The organism is uncultured Citricoccus sp. (genome assembly GCF_937871995.1).
Taxonomy (GTDB): domain Bacteria; phylum Actinomycetota; class Actinomycetes; order Actinomycetales; family Micrococcaceae; genus Citricoccus.
The window spans coordinates 14702-35841 of record NZ_CALMQR010000079.1; the positions used below are offsets into that span (position 1 = coordinate 14702).

Sequence of the window (21140 nt, forward strand, 5' to 3'; positions counted from 1 at the left end):
TCACCTTCCGCGGAGGGTGACGGCCGTCGTCGTCGGTGGGGCCGGGCGCGGCCCGGGCCGCGACGGGTCAGTCGATCTCGATGACGGGCTCCCACTCGCCGGTGGCGAGGTAGGTGACCTTGCGGGCCACCGAGACACCGTGGTCGGCGAAGCGCTCGAAGAACCGCGAGGCCAGCGTGACGTCCGCGGTGGTGGCACCGCTGGCGTTCCAGCCGGCCGAGTTCACGGTCTTGAAGTTCTTCGCGTGCAGCTCGTTGATGGCCACGTTGTGCTTGACGATCTCCTGGGCGTGGACCGTGTCGTGGGTGGCCAGCAGCCTCTCGACCTCGGTGGCCACGGCCACGCAGTGGTCGGCCATCTGCCGGAAGTCCTCGCGGACCGGCTCCGGGGCGGCCAGGTCCGGGTAGCGGCGGCGGGCCTGCTGGGCGATGTGCCGGGCCAGGTCGCCCATCCGCTCCAGCGAGGAGCTCATCCGCAGGGCCCCCACCACGGAGCGCAGGTCGGTGGCCACCGGGCCCTGCAGGGCCAGCAGCTCGATGGCCTTCTCGTCCACGGAGGTCTGCAGGTAGTCGATCCTGGCGTCCTCGGAGATGACGGCCTCGGCCAGCTCCACGTCCGCGGTCTCGAAGGCGGTCCGCGCCTTCTCCATGGCCTCGCGGACCAGGCCGGCGATCTCCACCAGCTGGTCGCCCAGGGCCTTCAGGTCGGCTTGGAACAGTTCACGCATGGATGGTCCCTCTTTCCGGTCAATGGGCTCGGGAATGTCCCGGCGGCGCAGGGCACCGGCACCCCGGACGGGGCACGGGGCCTCGGTCATCCTTCCCGGGGAAGATGAACAGTCGCTGAACCGCGGGAACGTTCCGGTGCCAGTATGCCCTGCGCCGGGCGCAGGGTGCGCGGTGGGTAGTCTGGACCGCGTGACGGATCCCGTGGTGGTTGGAGTGGTGTGCGGCCTCATCGGCCTCGTGCTGGGCGTGCTGTCCATGGTCGCCTTCCGCATCTCCGAGCGCAGCCGCGCCGTGCACCTGACCGTGGGCGAGCCCAGCATCCCGGACGGTGCCGCCGAGGTCCTGTCCGTGATCGGCCGGGCCTACGTGGTGGTCGACGCCGTCAACGGGGTGGTCCGGGCCAACCCCTCCGCCTACGCCTTCGGCCTGGTGCGGGGCCACAGCCTGGCGCATGACGAACTGCTCGAGCTCACCGACCGCGTCCGTGCCGACGGGATCATCGTGGACCGCCGCTACGAGCTGCCCCGTGGCCCGGTCGGCCAGGGCATCCTCGTCGTGCAGCTGCGCGTGGCGCCCCTGGCGGACGAGTACATCCTGATCCTCGCCGACGACCGCTCGGAGATCTCCCGGACCGAGGCCATGCGCCACGACTTCGTGGTCAACGTCTCCCACGAGCTGAAGACCCCGGTCGGCGCCATCTCGTTGCTGGCCGAGGCGATCGACGGCGCCGCCGACGACGAGGAGGCCGTGCGCCGCTTCGCGGGCCGGCTCAGCGTGGAGTCCACCCGTCTGGCCGCCCTGGTGCAGGACATCATCGAACTGTCCCGGCTCCAGGCCAAGGACACCGTGCGGGCGGGGCAGCCGGTCGACCTCAACCGGGTGGTCGGCGAGGCCGTGGACCGTTCCCGGCTGCCGGCGGAGGCCCGCAACATCGACATCAAGGTGGCCGGCCGGATCGAGTCCACGGTGCACGGGGACCCGGACCAGCTGATGACCGCCCTGCGCAACCTGATCGACAACGCCGTGCGCTACTCCCCGGAGGGCACCACGGTGGGTGTCGGACTGAAGTCGGTCCGCGGCCTGGCCCAGATCTCGGTGACCGACCAGGGGGTCGGGATCCCGGAGGACGAACAGGACCGGATCTTCGAGCGGTTCTACCGGATCGACGCCGCCAGGTCGCGCCAGACGGGCGGTACCGGTCTCGGGCTGAGCATCGTCAAACATGTAATCTCGAATCATGGGGGGGAAGTGACCGTCTGGTCACAGCCGGGCCGGGGCTCGACGTTCACGGTCCGCCTCCCGGAGATGGAACCCGACGCTGGTGTGCAGCTCGGCAGGTCAGTGGAAGCACGGGGTGGCAACGCGCCTGCCGCCGGGGAAGGAGCCCAGTCGTGAGCCGGATTCTGATCGTGGAGGACGAGGAGTCGTTCAGCGACCCGCTGTCCTACCTGCTCGGCAAGGAGGGCTTCGAGGTGGAGGTCGTGGCCGACGGCCACGAGGCGATCGTGGAATTCGACCGGGCCGGGGCCGACCTGGTGCTCCTGGACCTGATGCTGCCCGGCCAGTCCGGCACGGAGGTCTGCCGCCAGCTGCGCCAACGCTCCAACGTCCCCGTCATCATGCTCACCGCGAAGGACTCCGAGATCGACAAGGTGGTCGGACTGGAGCTCGGTGCGGACGACTACGTCACCAAGCCCTACTCCTCCCGTGAGCTGGTCGCCCGCATCCGCGCGGTGCTGCGCCGCCAGGGGGAGCCGGAGGAGCTCATCAGCTCGACCGTCCAGGCCGGGCCCGTCCGGATGGACATCGAGCGCCACGTCGTCTCCGTGAACGGGGAGCAGGTGTCCCTGCCGCTGAAGGAGTTCGAGCTGCTGGAGATGCTCCTGCGCAACTCCGGCCGCGTGCTGACCCGGGGCCAGCTGATCGACCGTGTCTGGGGGTCGGACTACGTGGGGGACACCAAGACCCTGGACGTCCACGTCAAGCGACTGCGCGGCAAGATCGAGCCCGACCCCTCCCATCCGCAGTACCTCGTGACCGTGCGCGGGCTCGGCTACAAGTTCGAGCCCTGAGGGGCGCCCGGCGCCGGGGACGCGACGGCCTGTCCGTCGGCCACCGGTGCCGCGGACCGGAGCCCGGCGGCAGGACGCCGCGGGCACCGGTCACCGACGGCGAAGGGCCGGCACCGTGCGGTGCCGGCCCTTCGCCGTCGTGCTGGTTGACCGGCGCCCTGTGGGGCGGTGGTCAGTGGCCGCCTTCCTCGGCGGCCGGGGTCTCGTAGAGGTGGGCGCCGGGGCTCGCGTCCGCACCGCCGGGCACGAACGGGCGGTACTCCGGCAGGGTGCCGTCCAGGACGGTGACGTCGACCTGCTCGGTGGCGGTCTCGGCCCCGCCGGTGACCTCGACGGTCGCCTCGACCATGCCACCGGGGAAGCCGCCCGAGCTCGGGATGACCTGCTCGTTGGCGGGATCCTCGAGCTTGAGGGACTCGCCGGCCGGGACGGAGAACCGGGTCTCGGTGCCGGCCACCGTGATGCTCACCTCGAGGTTCTCCTCGGAGGTGTCCGCGGCGATGGTGCCGATGTAGCGGGCCTCCGTGTCCGGACCGCTGGTGATCAGGGCGATGTTGCGCAGCTCGGCCTCACCGACGTTGGCCACGATGCCGTCCGACGGGGCGTACTGCAGGGTGGTGGCCTGCTGGTTGATGGCGCTGCAGCCGGTGGCGCCCAGCAGGGCGACGGCAGCCAGTCCGGCCACGGCGGCATTGCGGGCAGTGGCCTTGCGGGCGGCGAGCTTCACGGTGGGATCTCCTCGGGTGCGGACAAAGTGCGCGGGGGTCATCCGCCGGTGCCGACGGGCACGGCAGATGACAGGGCGCGGTGCTGACACGAGACTACCGTACCGGCCCCCTCCCCTCCCGCTGCGCGACGGGGGCGTGACGCGGTGGGGGACGGTCCGGCGAGGGCGAATTGTGTCCGTTTCCGCCGCGGGCGCAAGCATCGACACGCGCTCCGAAAATGTGACGTGGTAAACTTTGCCGGAGTGAAAGGGGACCACTCACATGGTTTTTGAGGTCGGAGAAACTGTTGTTTACCCCCACCACGGTGCGGCCCGGATCGAAGAGATCAAGATGCGCACCGTCAAGGGTGAAGAGAAGATGTACCTCAAGCTGAAGGTGGCCCAGGGCGACCTGACGATCGAGGTGCCGGCGGAGAACGTGGACCTCGTCGGCGTGCGGGACATCGTGGACGGTGAGGGCCTCGAGGAGGTCTTCCGCGTGCTCCAGGCGGAGTTCACCGAGGAGCCCACCAACTGGTCGCGCCGCTACAAGGCCAACCTCGAGAAGCTGGCCTCCGGGGACGTCATCAAGGTGGCCGAGGTCGTGCGCGACCTGTGGCGCCGGGACCAGGACCGCGGACTGTCCGCCGGGGAGAAGCGCATGCTGGCCAAGGCCCGCCAGGTGCTCGTCTCGGAGCTGGCCCTGGCCAAGAAGACCTCCGAGGACGAGGCCACCGAGCTGCTGGACGAGACCCTCGCCGCCTGAGGCGCGGCGGCCTCGCAGCCTCTCGCGCCGATTGCGTCCCGGCCCCGGTCAGACCCCGATCGCCGAGCCGGCCCGGTCCGGCGAGCGGGCGGACTGAACCTAGACTGACAGCATGCGTTCGACCCTGTTGATCGTGGCCGCCGGAAGCGGCTCCCGCCTGCAGGCCGGCCTGCACAAGGCACTGGTGGACCTCGGCGACGGCCGCAGCCTGCTGCAGCACTGCCTGGACTCGGTGGCGAGCGCCGCTGATGCGGCCGCCCTCGACCTGGCCGGGATCGTGGTGGTCGTGCCCCCCGACGCCCACGCCGCCGAACCGCTGGAACAGGTGTGCCGGGACTTTGCCGCACGGACCGGGCTGACCGTGCAGACCGTGCCGGGCGGAGCCGAGCGCGCCGACTCGGTGCGCGCCGGACTCGCGGCGGTCCGTGCCGGTGCCGTGGCGGAGAGCACGGCCGGCCCGTTCGGCCGCCACGCCGTCCTCGTCCACGACGCCGCCCGCCCGTTCGTCCCCCCGGCGGTGTTCCGCGCGGTGACCGCCGCGCTGGAGGCCGGCGCGGCCGCCGTCGTGCCCGGCCTGCCCGTGGTGGACACCATCAAGACCGTCTCCGTGCCGGGCGCTCCCGGAGAACGGGCCGCACCGGACACCGAGGAGGGGTCCGGCCCGGACCACGAACCGGAATGGGTGACCGGGACCCCGTCGCGGTCGACGCTGCGCGCCGTCCAGACCCCCCAGGGATTCGACCTGACCGCCCTGGAGGCCGCGCACCGTGCGGCCGCCGGTGGTCCCGCGCTGACCGATGACGCGATGGTGATGGAGGCGGCCGGACACCGGGTCGCCGTGGTGCCCGGTGACCCGCTGGGGTTCAAGGTGACCACGCCCCTGGACCTGGTGCTGGCCAGGGCCCTGCTGCAGGAGGACCGATGACCGACCGAGAGCCCCCGATCCTGCCCCGTACCGGGATCGGGACCGACGTCCACGCCTTCGCCCCGGAGGGCGCGGACCGCCCGCTGTGGGTGGCCGGCCTGCACTGGCCCGGCGAGCCCGGCCTCTCCGGGCACTCGGACGGGGACGTGGTCGCCCACGCGCTGTGCGACGCCCTGTTCTCCGCCGCCGGGATCGGTGACCTGGGACAGCACTTCGGGACCTCGCGCCCGGAATGGTCCGGGGCTGCCGGGACCACGCTGCTCGCCGAGGCCTCGCGACTGGTCCGGGAGGCCGGCTTCGGGGTCGGCAACGCGTCCGTCCAGCTGATCGGCAACCGGCCGAAGGTCGGGACGCGCCGCGCCGAGGCCGAACGGGTGCTGTCCGAGGCGGCCGGTGCGCCGGTGGCGGTCTCCGGCACCACCACGGACGCACTCGGGTTCACCGGGCGCGGGGAGGGGCTGGCCGCGGTGGCCACCGCCCTGGTCTACCGGCTGCACTAGAGTCTCACCGTGGCACAACGCTTCTATGACACCAGGACCGCGACGGTACGGGACTTCGTCCCCCTGACCGAGGGCGAGGTCTCCCTCTATTACTGCGGTGCCACCGTGCAGGGCATGCCCCACGTGGGCCACGTGCGCTCGGCGATCGTCTTCGACATCCTGGTCCGCTGGCTCGAGCACACCGGGTTGCGGGTCACGTCCGTCCGCAACGTCACGGACATCGACGACAAGATCCTGGAGAAGTCCGCCGCCTCCTACGCGCCGGACTTCGAGGAGGACGACCTCTACCCCGCCGAGGAGCCGTGGTTCGCCCTCGCCTACCGCTTCGAACAGGAGTTCGCCCGGGCCTACGCCACGCTCGGGGTCCGCCGGCCCACCTACGAGCCGCGGGCCACCGGGCACATCCCCGAGATGTTCGAGCTCATCCAGCGCCTCGTGGACGCCGGCCACGCCTACCCGGCCGCCGACGGCTCGGGGGACGTGTACTTCGACGTGCGCTCCTGGACCGCCTACGGCGAGCTCACCCGCCAGCGGGTGGAGGACATGCAGGACGCGCCCGACGCCGACCCGCGCGGCAAGCGCGATCCCCGCGACTTCGCGCTGTGGAAGGGGGCCAAGGACTCCGACCCCCGGACCGCGACCTGGCAGTCACCGTGGGGTCGCGGCCGGCCGGGCTGGCATCTGGAGTGCTCGGCGATGGCAACCAAGTACCTGGGGTCCCGGTTCGACATCCACGGCGGGGGACTGGACCTGCGCTTCCCGCACCACGAGAACGAGCTGGCCCAGTCGGCCGCCGCCGGGGACGGGTTCGCGAACTTCTGGCTGCACAACGGCATGGTCACCTACGAGGGCGAGAAGATGTCCAAGTCGGTGGGCAACACGATCTCCCCGGAGGAGATGCTCTCCCTGGCCCGGCCCAAGGCGGTCCGGTACTTCCTGGGCCAGGCCCATTACCGCTCCCCGCTGGACTACCGCCCGACGTCCCTGCAGGAGGCGGAGGCCGCCGTGGAGCGGATCGAGGCCTTCCTGGACCGCGGCGCCGACGTGGTGGCCGATGCCCAGCTGCAGCGCGAGGAGGCCGCGGCCGCCCAGGGCGGCCAGGCCGTGGAGGCCGTCTACGTGGCCGCGTTCAGCAGCGTGCCGCCGGCCTTCCGCACCGCCATGGAGGACGACCTCAACGTCCCGCAGGCCCTGGCCGTCCTGCACGACTCCGTCCGGGCCGGCAACACCGCGCTGGCCGCCGGGGACGTGGCGGCGGTCGAGGAGCACTACGCGGACGTCCAGTCCATGGTGGAGGTCCTGGGCCTCGACGACGTCCCCGAGCCCCAGGCCGGGACCGACCCGGCGGCGCAGCACGCCCTCGACACCCTCATCCGCGCCCAGCTCGACGCCCGGGCCGCGGCCCGGGCCGCCAAGGACTGGACCACCGCGGACGCCATCCGGGACACCCTGGCCGCGGCCGGCGTCGTGGTGGAGGACTCCGCCGACGGCGCCCGCTGGTCCCTGCAGTAGGGCCGGTCCCGGTGGTGCGGGGCCGTAGACTGGGGCCGTCCCCTCCCTCGCCAGAAAGGCACCACCGACATGGCCGCAGCACCACGCTCCGGATCCTCCCGCGGCAACAGCGGGAAGAAGGGCCCCCTGAAGGGCACCGGTGGACACGGCCGGAAGGCGCTGGAGGGCAAGGGCCCCACGCCCAAGGCCGAGGACCGCGTCTACCACAAGGCCCACCGGACCAAGCAGCTGGCCGAGCGTTCCTCGGCCAAGCGCGGCGGGACGCGCAACACCCGTTCCCGCCACGGTGACGAGACCGTGGCCGGGCGGAACTCCGTGGTCGAGGCCCTGCGCGCCTCCATCCCGGCCAAGGCGTTGCACGTGGCCACCCGGGTGGAGATGGACGAGCGGGTCCGGGAGGCCCTCAAGCTCGCCGCGGAGCGCGGCGTGCCGGTGCTCGAGAACAGCAAGGCCGAACTGGACCGGATGACGGACGACGCCATCCACCAGGGCCTCGTCCTGCAGGTGCCGCCCTACGAGTACGCCGATGCGCTCAGCCTCGCCCGGCAGGCCGTACAGGAGTGGGAGAAGGGCTACCAGGCGGCCCCGCCGCTGCTCATCGCCCTGGACGGGATCACGGATCCGCGGAACCTGGGCGCCATCATCCGTTCCGCCTCCGCGTTCTCCGCGGACGGCGTCGTGGTGCCCTCCCGCCGGTCGGTGGGCGTGACCGCCACCGCCTGGAAGACCTCGGCCGGTGCCGCGGTGCGCGTCCCCGTGGCGCAGGCCGGCAACCTCAACACCGCCCTGCAGGAGTTCAAGAAGCTGGGCATCTTCGTCCTCGGCCTCGACGGCGGTGGCGACCAGTCCCTGCCCGGGCTGCCGCTGGCCACGGAGCCGGTGTGCCTGGTGGTCGGCTCGGAGGGCAAGGGCCTGTCCCGGCTGGTCCGGGAGAACTGCGACCAGATCGTCTCCATCCCGATCGCCTCGGACATGGAATCCCTGAACGCCTCGATGGCCGTGGGGATCTCGCTGTACGAGATCGCCGTCCAGCGGTCCGGGCACCGGCCGGCTGCCGAGGGGGCGGTCCAGGAGGAAACCTCCTGATGCCCATGACTCCTCGGCCTGGCGGGGGCATACCGGCCGGGCTGCGCGGCGTCAGTGGCCACCGGTCCCGGGCGTTCCCCCTGGGCGTGGCCGACTCCGTACCCGGCGTGGTGGAGGTCCCCGGGGCGGCCAACGTGGCCGTGTACGCGCCCGGCCTGTCCGCGGTGGACGTCGTCTTCACCGATCCGGACTTCCCGCCGGACGCCGTCCCCACCTCGGCCGACGTGCGCCGTGCACCCCTGTACGACGTCACGGACAACGTCCACCACGGGACGATCCCCGGGCTCGGGTATGGAAGCCTCTACGCCTTCGTCGCCCGTGACCGGCGCATTCCCGGGGTCTGGAAGGTGCGCAGGCGGTCCTCGGGCAAGGTGCATGCCCTGCCGCAGTTGCTGATCGATCCGTACGGGGACGCCGTCGTGGAGCGCGAGGGCCGGTACTGGTCGGCGCGGGTTCCCCCGGACTTCGACTGGGGCGGCGTCCAGAAGCCGCACGTTCCGCTGCGGGACACGGTCGTCTACGAGGCCCACGTCATCGGCCAGACCAAGCTGCACCCCGGGATCCCGGAGGAGCTGCGGGGGACCTACGCCGGACTGGCCCACCCCGTCATGGTGGAGTACCTGAGGAACCTGGGGGTCACCGCCGTCGAGCTGCTGCCCATCCACCACCACCGGGACGAGTCCCACCTCGAGCGCCTGGGCCTGGAGAACTACTGGGGTTACAACACCGTCAGCTTCTTCGGGCCGCACCCCGGTTACGCGACCGCCGCCGCGCAGGCGGCCGGACCCCGGGCCGTGCAGGACGAGGTCAAGGGCATGGTCAAGCTGCTGCACGCGGCCGGGATCGAGGTGATCCTGGACGTCGTCTACAACCACACCGCGGAGGAGGGGCCCGGCGGCCCGGTCTTCTGCTGGCGTGGGCTGGGGGAGCGGCACTACTACCGCCATGACGCCATGGGCCGCTACCTGGACACCACCGGCTGCGGGAACTCACTGGACTTCAGCGACCCCCAGGTGGTCCGGATGGCCCTGGACTCCTTGCGGCGCTGGGTGAGCGACTTCCAGGTGGACGGCTTCCGCTTCGACCTCGCCGTGACGATGTGCCGGGACGGCGCCCACCACTTCACCAGCGACCACCCGTTCCTCGTGGCCGCCCAGGCCGACCCCGTGCTGGCGGGGACCAAGCTGATCGCCGAGCCCTGGGACGTGGGCATCGGCGGGTGGCAGACCGGCAACTTCCCCCTCGGCTGGGCGGACTGGAACGACCGCTTCCGCGACGTGGTGCGGGACTTCTGGGTGGCCGACCGCGGCGCCATGGAGCACGGCGGCGCCGGGGGGTCCACCGCCCGGCTGGCCGACTGCCTGGCCGGCTCCGCCGCCCTGTTCGCCGGGTCCGGACGGTCCGCCCTGGCCTCGGTGAACATCGTCACCACGCACGACGGCTTCACCCTGCGGGACCTGGTCTCCTACAACGAGAAGCACAACGAGGCCAACGGGGAGGACAACCGGGACGGCAACTCGCACAACCGGTCCTACAACCACGGGGTGGAGGGGCCGACCGATGACGAGGACATCCGCGACTCCCGGTCCCAGACGGCCCGGAACCTGATGGCCACGCTCATGCTCTCCCTCGGGGTCCCCCTGATCACGGCCGGGGACGAGATCGGCAGGACCCAGCGGGGGAACAACAACGCCTACTGCCAGAACAACGAGATCTCCTGGACCGACTGGGACCTCGGCGAGCGCCAGCAACGCATGCTGTCCACCACGCGCCGGCTGATCGCGATCCGCAAGGAGTTCCTGGCCGGGCAGCCCTACACGTACCCGGCCCGCGATCCCGGGTACCTGATGTGGTTCAACGCCCAGGGCGTGCCGATGGCCCACGACGAGTGGGCGGACCCGTCCCACCGGCTGCTGCAACTGCTCGTCGGGGTCCCCGGCGGGCTGAGCAAGGGGCTGATCGTCTTCAACGGGGGACTGTCCAAGTCCTGGTTCCACCTGCCCACCCCGGACGAGCTCCGCGGCATCACGGACCCGACCGGAGCGGACCTGCGGACGTTCACCCTGCAGCTGTCCACGTCCCACTACGGCGACCTGCGCCGCGGCGCCCTGTTCTCCCCGGGGGAGACGGACATGATCGAGGGCAACTCGATCTCCGTCTACTCCGTCTGACCGGCCTCCGGGGCCAGGCGGGGAGCGCGGGTCAGCCCGCGTTGACCACCAGGGCCATCTCCGCCGGGGACGCCAGCAGCTCGTGCTGCGGGAGCACGCGCACCGAGTAGCCGAAGGCGCCGGAACGGTCGATCACGAGCGAGCCGGTGAACTGCCACCGGCCCCCGCCCAGGTCCTCGGCCGGGTCCAGCTCCAGGGTGGCCGTGTCCAGGAGCCGGTCCTCCTCCAGGCTGCCGGCGGGGGTGGCGGAGACCCGGCCGTACACGGCCTGGACGCAGACGTCGGCCGGCTGCAGGTCACCCAGGCTGACGTACGCGGAGACCTGCAGCTCGTCGCCGATCTGGGGTTCCTCGCGCACGCCGAGGGAGTCCACGTGCTCCACGGTCACCTGGCCGAACGCGGCGCGGACCCGGGTCTTCCAGGCCGCCAGCTCGCGGGCCCTCGCGTAGTCGTCGGTGTCCATGGTCCGGCCGGCGGCGGCGGCGGGGCGGTAGAGCTCGTTGACGTAGTCCTGCACCATCCGGTCGGCGGACATCGCCGGACCCAGGGTGGCCATGGTGTGCTTGACCATCGCCAGCCACTGGTGCGGGATGCCGTCCCGGGAGGCCCGGGACGGCCCGGCCGCACCGGCCTGGTCGGAGTCCTCGGCGGCGTAGAAGCGGGGCACCAGCTGGGTCTCGAGCAGGTCGTAGAGGGCGGCCGCCTCGACGTCGTCCCGTTCCTCGGCACTGGCGGCGGAGGAGGCGGAGGGGATGGCCCAGCCGTTCTCTCCGTCGTACATCTCGTCCCACCAGCCGTCCAGCACGGACAGGTTCAGCCCGCCGTTCATGGCCACCTTCATGCCGGAGGTCCCGCAGGCCTCGAGCGGGCGCAGCGGGTTGTTCAGCCACACGTCGCACCCGGGCATCAGGGTGGAGGCCATCTGGATGTCGTAGTTCGGCAGGAACACGATCCGGTGGCGGACCTCCGGGTCGTCGGCGAACCGTACCATCTCCTGGATCATCAGCTTGCCCTGCTCGTCGGCCGGGTGCGACTTGCCGGCCACCACGACCTGGATCGGGTGCTCGGGGTCCAACAGCAGCCGCTTGAGCCGCTCCGGGTCCCGGAGCATCAGGGTCAGGCGCTTGTACGTGGGGACCCGCCGGGCGAAGCCGATGGTCATGACGTCCTCGTCCAGCACGTTCTCGGTCCAGGCCACCTCGGCCGCCGAGGCACCGCGCTTGAGCCACGAGGACCGCAACCGGGCCCGGACGTCCTGGATCAGGGCCCGGCGCAGCGTCCGGCGCATCTCCCAGAGCTCCTCGTCGGGGACCTCGAAGACCCGGTTCCAGTCGTGGCCGGCCACCGCGGAGGTGCCGAACAGCTCGATGGCCCGGTCCGAGACGGTGCTGGACACCCAGGTGGGGGCGTGGACGCCGTTGGTGATCGAGCTGATCGGCACCTCGTCGGCGTCGAAGCCCGGCCACAGCCCCTTGAACATCTCGCGCGAGACCTCGCCGTGCAGCTTCGCCACGCCGTTGGCCCGCTGGCCCAGCCGCAGCCCCATGACGGCCATGTTGTGCACGTCCGGATTGCCGCCGTCGTAGTCCTCGGCGCCGAGGGCCATGATGCGCTCCACCGGGACGCTGGGGGCCAGCCCGGCGCGGAAGAACTGTTCCACGAGGTGCCGGTCGAAGCGGTCGATGCCGGCGGGCACGGGGGTGTGCGTGGTGAACACGGTGGACGCCCGCACCGAGGACAGCGCGGCCTCCCAGTCCAGCCCGGCGGCCATGAGCTCCTCGATCCGCTCGATGCCCTGGAACCCGGCGTGGCCCTCGTTCGTGTGGTAGACGCTGGGCGCGTCCGTGCCCGTCAGCCGGCAGTACAGCCGCAGCGCCCGCACCCCGCCCATGCCCAGCAGCAGTTCCTGCTGCAGGCGCTGGTCACCGCCGCCGCCGTACAGGCGGTCGGTGATGGAGCGGGCGGTGTCGTCGTTGGCCGGGACGTTGGAGTCCAGCAGCAGCAGCGGGACGCGCCCGACGTCGGCCCGCCACACCTGGGCGTGCAGGGTGCGGTTGCCGGGGATCGGCAGGGACACCAGCGCCGGCGAGCCGTCCTGCTCCTTGAGCAGCGTCAGCGGCAGGTTGTCCGGGTCCAGCACCGGATAGGTCTCCTGCTGCCAGGCATCGCGGGAGAGCGACTGCTTGAAGTACCCGGACTGGTAGAGCAGCCCGACGCCGATGACCGGCACGCCGAGGTCCGAGGCGGACTTGAGGTGGTCGCCGGCCAGGATGCCCAGTCCGCCGGAGTACTGGGGCAGCACGGCCGTGATGCCGAACTCGGGGGAGAAGTACGCGATCGGCCGGGGCGCCGGCTCCACGCCGGCGACCTCGTGCTGGAACCACCGGTCCTCGGACAGGTAGCGGTCGAGGTCCCGGGTGGCCGCGGCCACCCGCTGCACGATCGACTCGTCGGCGGCCAGCTCGGTGAGCCGGGCCCGGTCGAAGGAGCCCAGCAGGGCCACGGGATCCTGGTTCAGCTCGTCCCAGGCCTGCGGGTCGAGGTCCCGGAACAGGGCCTTGGTCTGGGGGTGCCAGGACCACCGCAGGTTGGTGGCCAGGCGGCTCAGCCCCGCGATGGACTCGGGCAGGTGGGTACGAACGGTAAACCGACGGATAGCCTTCACAGGCCCTCATTATCCACGGTCCACCGGCCGGATCCGGGCACCGGGTGAACCCCGGTCGACGCCCGGCCGACGCCGGGTCGACCACCGGTTGAATCCTCTCCCCGCGGGCCCCGCGGGCACGTCATGCGCGGTCGCCGCCGGAAATGCCGTTGGCCAGCCGAGCATCGCACCGGTAACGTCGACCGCGTGGGAGCTTCCAGGAATGCCATCACTGCCCCGATGTTCCGCTCCGAGGTCAGGGTCGGCCGCATCCCCGTCACGGGTGTGCAGCCGGTCATCGACTGCGGCGCCCACCCGGCCAAGGCCGTGGTGGGAGAGGACATCCCCGTGCGCGCCACCGTGTTCCGCGAGGGACACGACCGGCTCGGTGCCACGGCCGTGCTCTACGGACCCTCCGGGTCCGAGGTGCACCGCGTGCGCATGACCGAGGGAGCGCCCGGACTGGACAAGTACCGGGCCGTCCTGCGTCCCGTGGACACCGGTCCGCACACCTTCGTCATCGAGGGCTGGTCCGACCCCGTCGCCACCTGGCAGCACGCGGCGACCGTGAAGATCGCGGCGGGGATCGACGTCGAGCTGATGCTGGCCGAGGGCGGTGCCCTGTTCCGCCGGGCGGCCGAGGACCCGGACCGCTCCGAGACGGACCGCGCCGTCCTGGCCCGCGCCGTGCGCGGCCTCGAGGACACCGCGCGCGACGTGGCCGAACGGCTCGCCGCGGCCGATGACCCGGACCTGGCGGAGGTCCTGGCCGCCCGCCCGATCCGCGAGTTCGTCTCGCCCTCGACCGAGTACCCCCTGGACGTGCAGCGCGCCCTGGCCGGCCGTGGCGCCTGGTACGAGTTCTTCCCCCGCTCCGAGGGCGCGGTCTACCACCCGGAATTGGGGACCTGGACCTCGGGCGATTTCACGACGGCGGCCGAGCGGCTCCCGGCGATCGCCCGGATGGGCTTCGACGTCGTCTACCTGCCCCCGATCCACCCGATCGGCCGCGCCCACCGCAAGGGACCCAACAACACCCTCACCGCCGGGCCGCAGGACCCGGGCTCGCCGTGGGCCATCGGCTCGGAGGACGGTGGCCACGACGCGATCCACCCCGAGCTCGGCACGGTGCAGGACTTCGGCCGCTTCGTCGCCCGCGCGGAGGAGCTGGGCATGGAGGTCGCCCTGGACCTGGCCCTGCAGTGCTCCCCGGACCACCCGTGGGTCACCGAGCACCCCGAATGGTTCACCACCCGGGTGGACGGCTCGATCGCCTACGCGGAGAACCCGCCGAAGAAGTACCAGGACATCTACCCGCTGAACTTCGACAACGACCCGCGCGGACTGCGCCGGGCCGTGCTGCGGGTCGTGGAGCTGTGGGTGGCCCGCGGCGTGAAGATCTTCCGCGTGGACAATCCGCACACCAAGCCCCTGTGGTTCTGGGAGTGGCTGATCGCCAAGGTGCACCGCCGCCACCCCGAGGTGGTCTTCCTCGCCGAGGCCTTCACCCGCCCGGCCATGATGCACGCCCTGGGCCGGGCCGGGTACCAGCAGTCCTACTCCTACTTCACGTGGCGGAACACCCGGGACGAGATCGCCGAGTACCTCCACGAGGTCACCGCCGAGACGGCGGCGTTCTACCGGCCGAACTTCTTCGTCAACACCCCGGACATCCTGACCGAGTACCTGCAGTTCGGCGGGCCCGCGGCCTTCAAGATCCGGGCCGTGCTCGCCGCGCTCTCCAGCCCCCTGTGGGGCATGTACTCCGGCTACGAGCTGTACGAGCACGTGGCCCGTCCGGGCGCGGAGGAGTACATCGACAACGAGAAGTACGAGTTCCGTCCCCGCGACTACGCCGCCGCCGAGGCCGAGGGGCGCTCGCTGGCCCCCTACCTGACCCGGCTGAACCACATCCGCCGGGCCCACCCAGCCCTCCAGGACCTGCAGAACCTGACCCTGCACGAGGCGGACAACGAGGACATCCTCGTCTTCTCCAAGACCCGCCGGCACCGGGCCGCCGGCTGGCACGCCGCGGCCGCGACCGGCACGGAGGACCTGCCCGACATCGGCCCCGTCTTCCCGGGCGTCGAGGATCCCTCGGCGCTGGTGGAGGGGCTGCCCGGTCACGCGGACACCGTCATCGTGGTGGTCAACTGCAACCCGCACGACGTGAAGGAGGCCACCGCCCACCTGGACCTGTCCGCGCTGGACCTGCGTCCGCAGGACCTGGACGCCGAGGGCCGCTTCGAGGTCGAGGACCTGATCACCGGCGCCCGCTGGCAGTGGTCCGCGCACAACTACGTCCGGTTGGACCCGCACGTCGAGCCGGCCCACGTGCTGCGCGTGGTGCGTCGCGACTGAGCGGCCGCCGCGCGCCGAGAGACCACGCCGCGGACCCCCGGGGGGATCCGCCGGACCGACGCACGACCCACGACGGAAGACACTGCACCCGATGGCCAATTCGTTCCAGCTCCACACCCACGGGATCTCCCACGACCCGAACTGGTTCCGCACCGCCGTGTTCTACGAGGTCCTGGTCCGGGCCTTCCACGACGGCAACGGTGACGGTTCCGGGGACTTCGACGGGCTGATCAACAAGCTGGACTACCTGCAGTGGCTGGGCGTCGACTGCCTCTGGGTGCCGCCGTTCTACCGTTCCCCGCTGCGGGACGGCGGGTACGACGTCGCCGACTTCTACGAGGTCCTGGACGACTTCGGCACCGTCTCCGACTTCAAGCGGCTCGTGGCCGAGGCCCACGCGCGCGGCCTGCGCGTCATCATCGACCTGCCGCTGAACCACACCTCGGACCAGCACCCCTGGTTCCAGGAGTCCCGATCGGACCCGGACGGACCGTACGGGGACTTCTACGTCTGGAGCGACACGGACGAGAAGTACGAGGACGCCCGCATCATCTTCGTGGACACCGAGGAGTCGAACTGGAGCTTCGACCCCGTGCGCCGGCAGTTCTTCTGGCACCGGTTCTTCTCCCACCAGCCGGACCTGAACTTCGAGAACCCGGCGGTGATCGAGGCCCTCTACGACGTGGTCCGGTACTGGCTGGACATGGGCGTGGACGGCTTCCGCGCCGATGCGATCCCGTACCTCTACGAGGAGGACGGCACGGACTGCGAGAACGATCCGCGCACCCACGTGTTCCTGCGGGACCTGCGGACCATGGTGGACGCGGAGTACCCGGGCCGGGTGATCATCGCCGAGGCCAACCAGCCACCGCAGGACGTGGTCGACTACTTCGGGTCCGAGGAGGACCCGGAGTGCCACATGTGCTTCCACTTCCCGATCATGCCGAAGATCTTCTACGCGCTGCGCGACCACAAGGCCACCGCCATCCTGGAGGCCATCGCCGAGACCCCGCAGATCCCGGCCGGCTCGCAGTGGGGGACCTTCCTGCGCAACCACGACGAGCTGACCCTGGAGATGGTCACGCCCGAGGAGCGCCAGGCCATGCTCGGCTGGTACGCCCCGGACTCGAGGATGCGCGCCAACGTCGGCATCCGCCGCCGGCTGGCGTCCCTGCTGGACAACAACCGCTCCGAGCTCGAGCTGATCCACGGGTTGCTGCTGTCCCTGCCGGGCTCGCCGTTCCTGTACTACGGGGACGAACTGGGCATGGGGGACAACATCTGGCTGCCGGACCGTGATGCCTCACGCACCCCGATGCAGTGGAACCCGGACCGCAACGCCGGGTTCTCCGACGCCGACCCCGGCAAGCTCTACCTGCCGGTCATCCAGTCCCTCGTCTACCACTACAACCACGTCAACGTGGAGGCACAGCTGGCCTCGAACGGTTCCCTGCTGCACTGGGTCCGGGAGACGCTGGCCGTGCGCAAGCGCCACCCCGTCTTCGGGCTGGGCGATTTCACGATGGTCGACGCCGAGGCCGAACAGGTCCTCGCCTTCGTCCGGGACCTGCCGATCAGTGACGACGAGGACCTGTACCCCGAGACCGTGCTGTGCGTGTTCAACCTGTCCCCGGACCCGGTGGCCACGTGGCTGAGCGTGCCGGGGTACGAGGGGCGGGGCCTGCGGGACGTGTTCGGTGGCCGGGCCTTCCTGGACATCGGGGAGGACGGCCGCCTGCCGGTCACCCTGCCGGGACACGGTTTCTTCTGGCTGCGCCTGCGCACCGGGCCGGACCTGATGGGCGGGACGGACCGGACCGCCCTGGCCGGCAAACGGAACCCCTACACGACCGCCCTTCCCGTGATCACCCCCGAGATGTCCGCAGGGAGCGTCCGATGACCACTGAACAGAACTCCTCCGCCTCCTTCCCCGAGCTGCTCTCCGCCTGGCTGCCGTCCCAGCGCTGGTTCCCGGTGCGCGGCACCTTCGACCTGCACCGGGTCGGCGGGATCCGGCTGACGGCCAGCCGGGAGGACGTCCAGCTCCAGCTGCAGGTGGTGACGGCCGGACGGGACGATGACACCGTGACCCTGTCCGTGCCCGTGGCCATCCGCGAGGAACCGCTCGAGGGCGGGGACGCCGCGCTGATCGGACGCTGGGACAGCGCCTCCGGGCCCCGCTGGGTCTACGACGGCACCCACGACCCGGAGTTCGTGGCCGCCTGGCTCGAGATGATGCGGCGCGAACTGCCCACGGCGGACCGGCGGTCGGCCGGGCACGCCTACGCGGGCTTCGAGGAGTGGCCCGCCTTCCACGCCGACACCCTGCGGGCCCGGTTGCTGCAGGGCGAGCAGTCCAACACCTCCGTCGTCATCGAGGCCGGTCCCGGCACGCTGATCCTCAAGTTCTTCCGCGTCCTGGCCGCCGGCGCCAACCCCGACGTCGAGATCGGCCTGGCGCTGTCCGCCGCCGGCTCCAGCGAGGTCCCGGTGACGTACGGCTCGGTCACCGTGGGATGGCGCGGCACGCCGGAGGAGTGGGTCTCGGGCCAGGCCTGCGTCCTGCGCGAGTTCATCACCGGGTCGAGGGACGCCTGGCGGGTGGCCACCGAGGCCGCCGAGGCCGGGGAGGACTTCCTCGCCGAGGCCACGGGGATCGGCGAGGCCACCGGCCGGCTGCACCTGGCCCTGGCCGGGGCCCTGGGAACGCGCTCCGTGCCCGCCGGCACCGGCCGGGCGCCCCAGGTCCTGTCCGAACTGGCCACCCGGATCGAGTGGGGCTGGCGCGAGGCCGCGGCGACCATCGGGGAGGACCTGGCGGACCGCGTGGAGCAGGTCCTCACCTCCCTGCGCTCGGCGGACGCGGCGGCCGGGCTGCCGCCCCTGCAGCGGATCCACGCCGACTACCACCTCGGCCAGGTCCTCGCCTCCGACGCCGACGGCACGACCCGCTGGACGGTGCTGGACTTCGAGGGCGAACCACTGCGGGACGCCGAGGAACGCTCCGGCTGGGACCTGCGGCTGCGGGACGTCGTCGGGATGCTGCGGTCCTTCGACTACGCCGGTGCGCTGGCCGGGACCCCGGAGTGGACCGCCGGGACGCAGCGGGCCTTCCTGGAGGGCTATGGGCGCACCGTGGGAGAACCGGTGGACACGGCCTCGACGGTCTTCACCGCCCTGCTGCTGGACAAGGCCCTGTACGAGACGGTCTACGAGCTGCGTCACCGCCCGGACTGGGTCGAGGTCCCCGCCGCGGCCGTCCGGCGGGCCCTCGGGCGGGGCGCGGCCTCCGCAGGGACCGTGGCAGCCACGCCCATGCGGGATACGGTGGAGACAGTCATCGAGGGTGAACCCCAGGAGGACACCATGCACGCCGAGAACACCGAATCAACGACGCCGGACGCTCCGGCCCCCGCCGCGGCGCCGTCCGCCGGGGCACCCGCGAGCGCCACCGCCGAAGCCAGCGCGGGAGAGACCGGGGGCCCCGCCCCCCTGGGGGTGCGCGCGGAGGTGCTGACCGCCGTCGCGCACGGCCGGTACCACCAGCCCCACGAGGTCCTCGGGGCGCACCTGGACGACGCCGGCACCGTCACCTTCCGCGTCCTGCGGCCGATGGCGGAGGAGGTGTCGGTCCGGACCGACGACGGGACGGTGGTCCCGCTGCGCCACGAGGTCGAGGGCATCTGGGTGGGGACGTTGCCGGCCACGCACCCGGGCCAGGTACCGGGGTACCGGATCCTCGTGTCCTTTCCCGGCCTGGACGCCACCGAGCAGGACGACCCGTACCGGTACCTGCCCACGGTGGGCGAACTGGACCAGCACCTCTTCCGCGAGGGACGGCACGAGACCCTGTGGACCGTCCTGGGCTCCCGGGTCCGTCACTACTCGTCCCCCCAGGGCGAGATCACCGGCACCTCCTTCGCGGTGTGGGCCCCCAACGCCCAGGCCGTCCGGGTCAAGGGCGACTTCAACGGCTGGGACGGGCACCAGCACGCCATGCGCTCCCTGGGTGACTCCGGGATCTGGGAGATCTTCGTCCCGGGTATCGGCGCCGGGACCGTGTACAAGTACGCGATCCTCGGCCACGACGGGCACTGGCGGGACAAGGCCGACCCGATGGCCCGCTGGACCGAGGTGCCCCCGGCGACCGGTTCGAGGGTGGACGACTCCCGGTACCAGTTCGGCGACCAGGACTGGATGGAGCAGCGGTCGCGCACGGACCCGCACGACGGGCCGATGAGCATCTACGAGGTGCACGCCGGGTCCTGGCGTCCGGGCCTGAGCTACCGCGAGATGGCCGAGCAGCTCGTGGAGTACGTCTCCTGGCAGGGGTTCACCCACGTGGAGTTCATGCCCGTGGCCGAGCACCCCTTCGGCGGTTCCTGGGGCTATCAGGTCTCCGGCTACTACGCCCCGACCTCACGGTTCGGCACCCCGGACGACTTCAAGTACCTGGTGGACCGCCTCCACCAGGCCGGCATCGGCGTCCTGCTGGACTGGGTGCCCGCCCACTTCCCCAAGGACGAGTGGGCGCTGGCGAAGTTCGACGGGACGCCCCTCTACGAGTACGCGGACCCGCGCAAGGGGGAGCACCCGGACTGGGGCACCCTGGTGTTCGACTACGGCCGCACCGAGGTGCGCAACTTCCTGGTGGCCAATGCGCTGTACTGGCTCGAGGAGTTCCACATCGACGGGTTGCGGGTGGATGCCGTGGCCTCGATGCTCTACCTCGACTACTCCCGGGAGGACGGGGAATGGATCCCCAACATCCACGGGGGCAACCACAACCTCGAGGCGATCAGTTTCCTGCAGGAGGCCACGGCCACGGCCTACAAGCGCAACCCCGGAACGGTCATGGTCGCGGAGGAGTCCACCGCGTTCTCGGGTGTCACGGCACCGACCGACCAGGACGGGCTCGGCTTCGGCCTGAAGTGGAACATGGGCTGGATGCACGACTCGCTCAAGTACATGTCCGAGGACCCGGTGAACCGGCGCTGGCACCACAACGAGATGACCTTCTCGCTCGTCTATGCGTGGAGCGAGAATTTCGTGCTGCCGCTCTCGCATGACGAGGTGGTCCACGGCAAGGGCTCGCTGCTGCGCAAGATGCCCGGTGACCGCTGGCAGCAACTGGCATCCCTGCGCGCCTACTACGGATTCATGTGGGCCCACCCGGGCAAGCAGCTGCTCTTCATGGGATCCGAGTTCGGGCAGGAGTCCGAGTGGAAGGAATCCCACGGGCTGGACTGGTGGCTCACCGAGAACCTCCAGCACAAGGGGCTGATGAAGGCCGTGCGGGACCTCAACATGGTGTACCGCAACGCACCGGAACTGTGGAGCCAGGACAACGACCCGGCAGGTTTCCAGTGGATCGACCAGAACGACGGTGACCGCAACCTGTTCTCCTTCATCCGCTGGTCCGCGCCGGGCTCGGACGGCGAGGAGGCCCGCCCCCTGGTGTGCGTCACCAACTTCGCCGGCCATCCCCACCACGACGTGCGGCTCGGGCTGCCGCTCGCGGGGGAGTGGGAGGAGGTGCTCAACACGGACGCCGAGACCTATGGGGGTTCGGGCGTGGGCAACCCCGGGACCATCACCGCGGACGGTGAGCACTGGCATGGTCAGCCGGTGTCGGCGGTGGTGGTGGTGCCGCCGTTGGCGACGGTGTT

At 71.3% G+C, this 21140-nt stretch carries 14 protein-coding genes; 11 read left to right on the top strand and 3 right to left on the bottom strand.

The window, feature by feature from the left end; translation table 11 throughout:
* Nucleotides 1-67 precede the first annotated feature (67 nt).
* Entirely contained in the window at nucleotides 68-727 is a 660-nt protein-coding gene (gene phoU, locus Q0283_RS10060; protein WP_183523325.1) for a phosphate signaling complex protein PhoU, read from the bottom strand.
* Between the two features lie 256 nt (nucleotides 728-983).
* Here phoU and Q0283_RS10065 point away from each other — a divergent pair, with 256 nt between their 5' ends.
* Both Q0283_RS10065 and Q0283_RS10070 read left to right on the top strand, forming a co-directional pair.
* Complete coding sequence (locus tag Q0283_RS10065) at nucleotides 984-2123, top strand: cell wall metabolism sensor histidine kinase WalK (RefSeq protein WP_255459495.1); 1140 nt, start codon at nucleotides 984-986, stop codon at nucleotides 2121-2123.
* Complete coding sequence (locus Q0283_RS10070; RefSeq protein WP_183523329.1) at nucleotides 2120-2800, top strand: response regulator transcription factor; 681 nt, start codon at nucleotides 2120-2122, stop codon at nucleotides 2798-2800. The genes Q0283_RS10065 and Q0283_RS10070 overlap by 4 nt, the downstream gene beginning before the upstream one ends.
* A 172-nt stretch (nucleotides 2801-2972) precedes the next feature.
* Here Q0283_RS10070 and Q0283_RS10075 read toward each other — a convergent pair whose 3' ends face one another.
* A complete protein-coding gene (locus Q0283_RS10075) occupies nucleotides 2973-3527 on the bottom strand; it encodes a hypothetical protein (RefSeq protein WP_183523331.1) in 555 nt (184 codons plus the stop codon).
* A 262-nt stretch (nucleotides 3528-3789) separates the two neighbouring features.
* Between Q0283_RS10075 and Q0283_RS10080 the strand changes: the two genes are divergently transcribed.
* From Q0283_RS10080 to glgX, 6 genes are all read left to right on the top strand, one after another.
* Nucleotides 3790-4272 carry a CarD family transcriptional regulator gene (locus Q0283_RS10080; RefSeq protein WP_029139081.1) on the top strand — a complete coding sequence of 161 codons (483 nt, stop codon included), beginning with the start codon at nucleotides 3790-3792 and terminating at the stop codon, nucleotides 4270-4272.
* Nucleotides 4273-4384: 112 nt separating this feature from the next.
* Nucleotides 4385-5197 carry a 2-C-methyl-D-erythritol 4-phosphate cytidylyltransferase gene (locus tag Q0283_RS10085; protein WP_183523333.1) on the top strand — a complete coding sequence of 271 codons (813 nt, stop codon included), beginning with the start codon at nucleotides 4385-4387 and terminating at the stop codon, nucleotides 5195-5197.
* Nucleotides 5194-5697 (top strand): 2-C-methyl-D-erythritol 2,4-cyclodiphosphate synthase, encoded by a 504-nt coding sequence (gene ispF, locus Q0283_RS10090; RefSeq protein ID WP_183523335.1) that lies wholly within the window; start codon nucleotides 5194-5196, stop codon nucleotides 5695-5697. The genes Q0283_RS10085 and ispF overlap by 4 nt, the downstream gene beginning before the upstream one ends.
* 9 nt (nucleotides 5698-5706) lie before the next feature.
* Complete coding sequence (gene cysS, locus Q0283_RS10095; RefSeq protein WP_183523337.1) at nucleotides 5707-7209, top strand: cysteine--tRNA ligase; 1503 nt, start codon at nucleotides 5707-5709, stop codon at nucleotides 7207-7209.
* Nucleotides 7210-7278: 69 nt separating this feature from the next.
* Complete coding sequence (gene rlmB, locus Q0283_RS10100; RefSeq protein WP_183523339.1) at nucleotides 7279-8295, top strand: 23S rRNA (guanosine(2251)-2'-O)-methyltransferase RlmB; 1017 nt, start codon at nucleotides 7279-7281, stop codon at nucleotides 8293-8295.
* Entirely contained in the window at nucleotides 8295-10466 is a 2172-nt protein-coding gene (gene glgX / locus Q0283_RS10105; protein WP_298044445.1) for a glycogen debranching protein GlgX, read from the top strand. Before rlmB ends, glgX begins: the two co-directional genes overlap by 1 nt.
* Before the next feature lie 31 nt (nucleotides 10467-10497).
* On the opposite strand, the gene glgP is transcribed toward glgX, so the two are convergent.
* Nucleotides 10498-13131: an alpha-glucan family phosphorylase gene (gene glgP, locus Q0283_RS10110; RefSeq protein ID WP_298044448.1), complete on the bottom strand. Its 2634-nt coding sequence runs from the start codon at nucleotides 13129-13131 to the stop codon at nucleotides 10498-10500.
* Nucleotides 13132-13350: 219 nt separating this feature from the next.
* On the opposite strand from glgP, the gene Q0283_RS10115 reads away from it, so the two are divergent.
* The 3 genes from Q0283_RS10115 to glgB form a co-directional block, all read left to right on the top strand.
* Nucleotides 13351-15471 (top strand): alpha-1,4-glucan--maltose-1-phosphate maltosyltransferase, encoded by a 2121-nt coding sequence (locus Q0283_RS10115; protein ID WP_298044451.1) that lies wholly within the window; start codon nucleotides 13351-13353, stop codon nucleotides 15469-15471.
* A 91-nt stretch (nucleotides 15472-15562) separates the two neighbouring features.
* The gene (treS, locus tag Q0283_RS10120) at nucleotides 15563-17371 is read left to right on the top strand and encodes a maltose alpha-D-glucosyltransferase (protein WP_183523345.1); all 1809 of its coding nucleotides are present in this window, start codon (nucleotides 15563-15565) and stop codon (nucleotides 17369-17371) included.
* On the top strand, nucleotides 17368-21140 hold a 3773-nt coding region (glgB, locus tag Q0283_RS10125), incomplete at its 3' end, for a 1,4-alpha-glucan branching protein GlgB (RefSeq protein ID WP_298044454.1). The genes treS and glgB, both read left to right, overlap by 4 nt.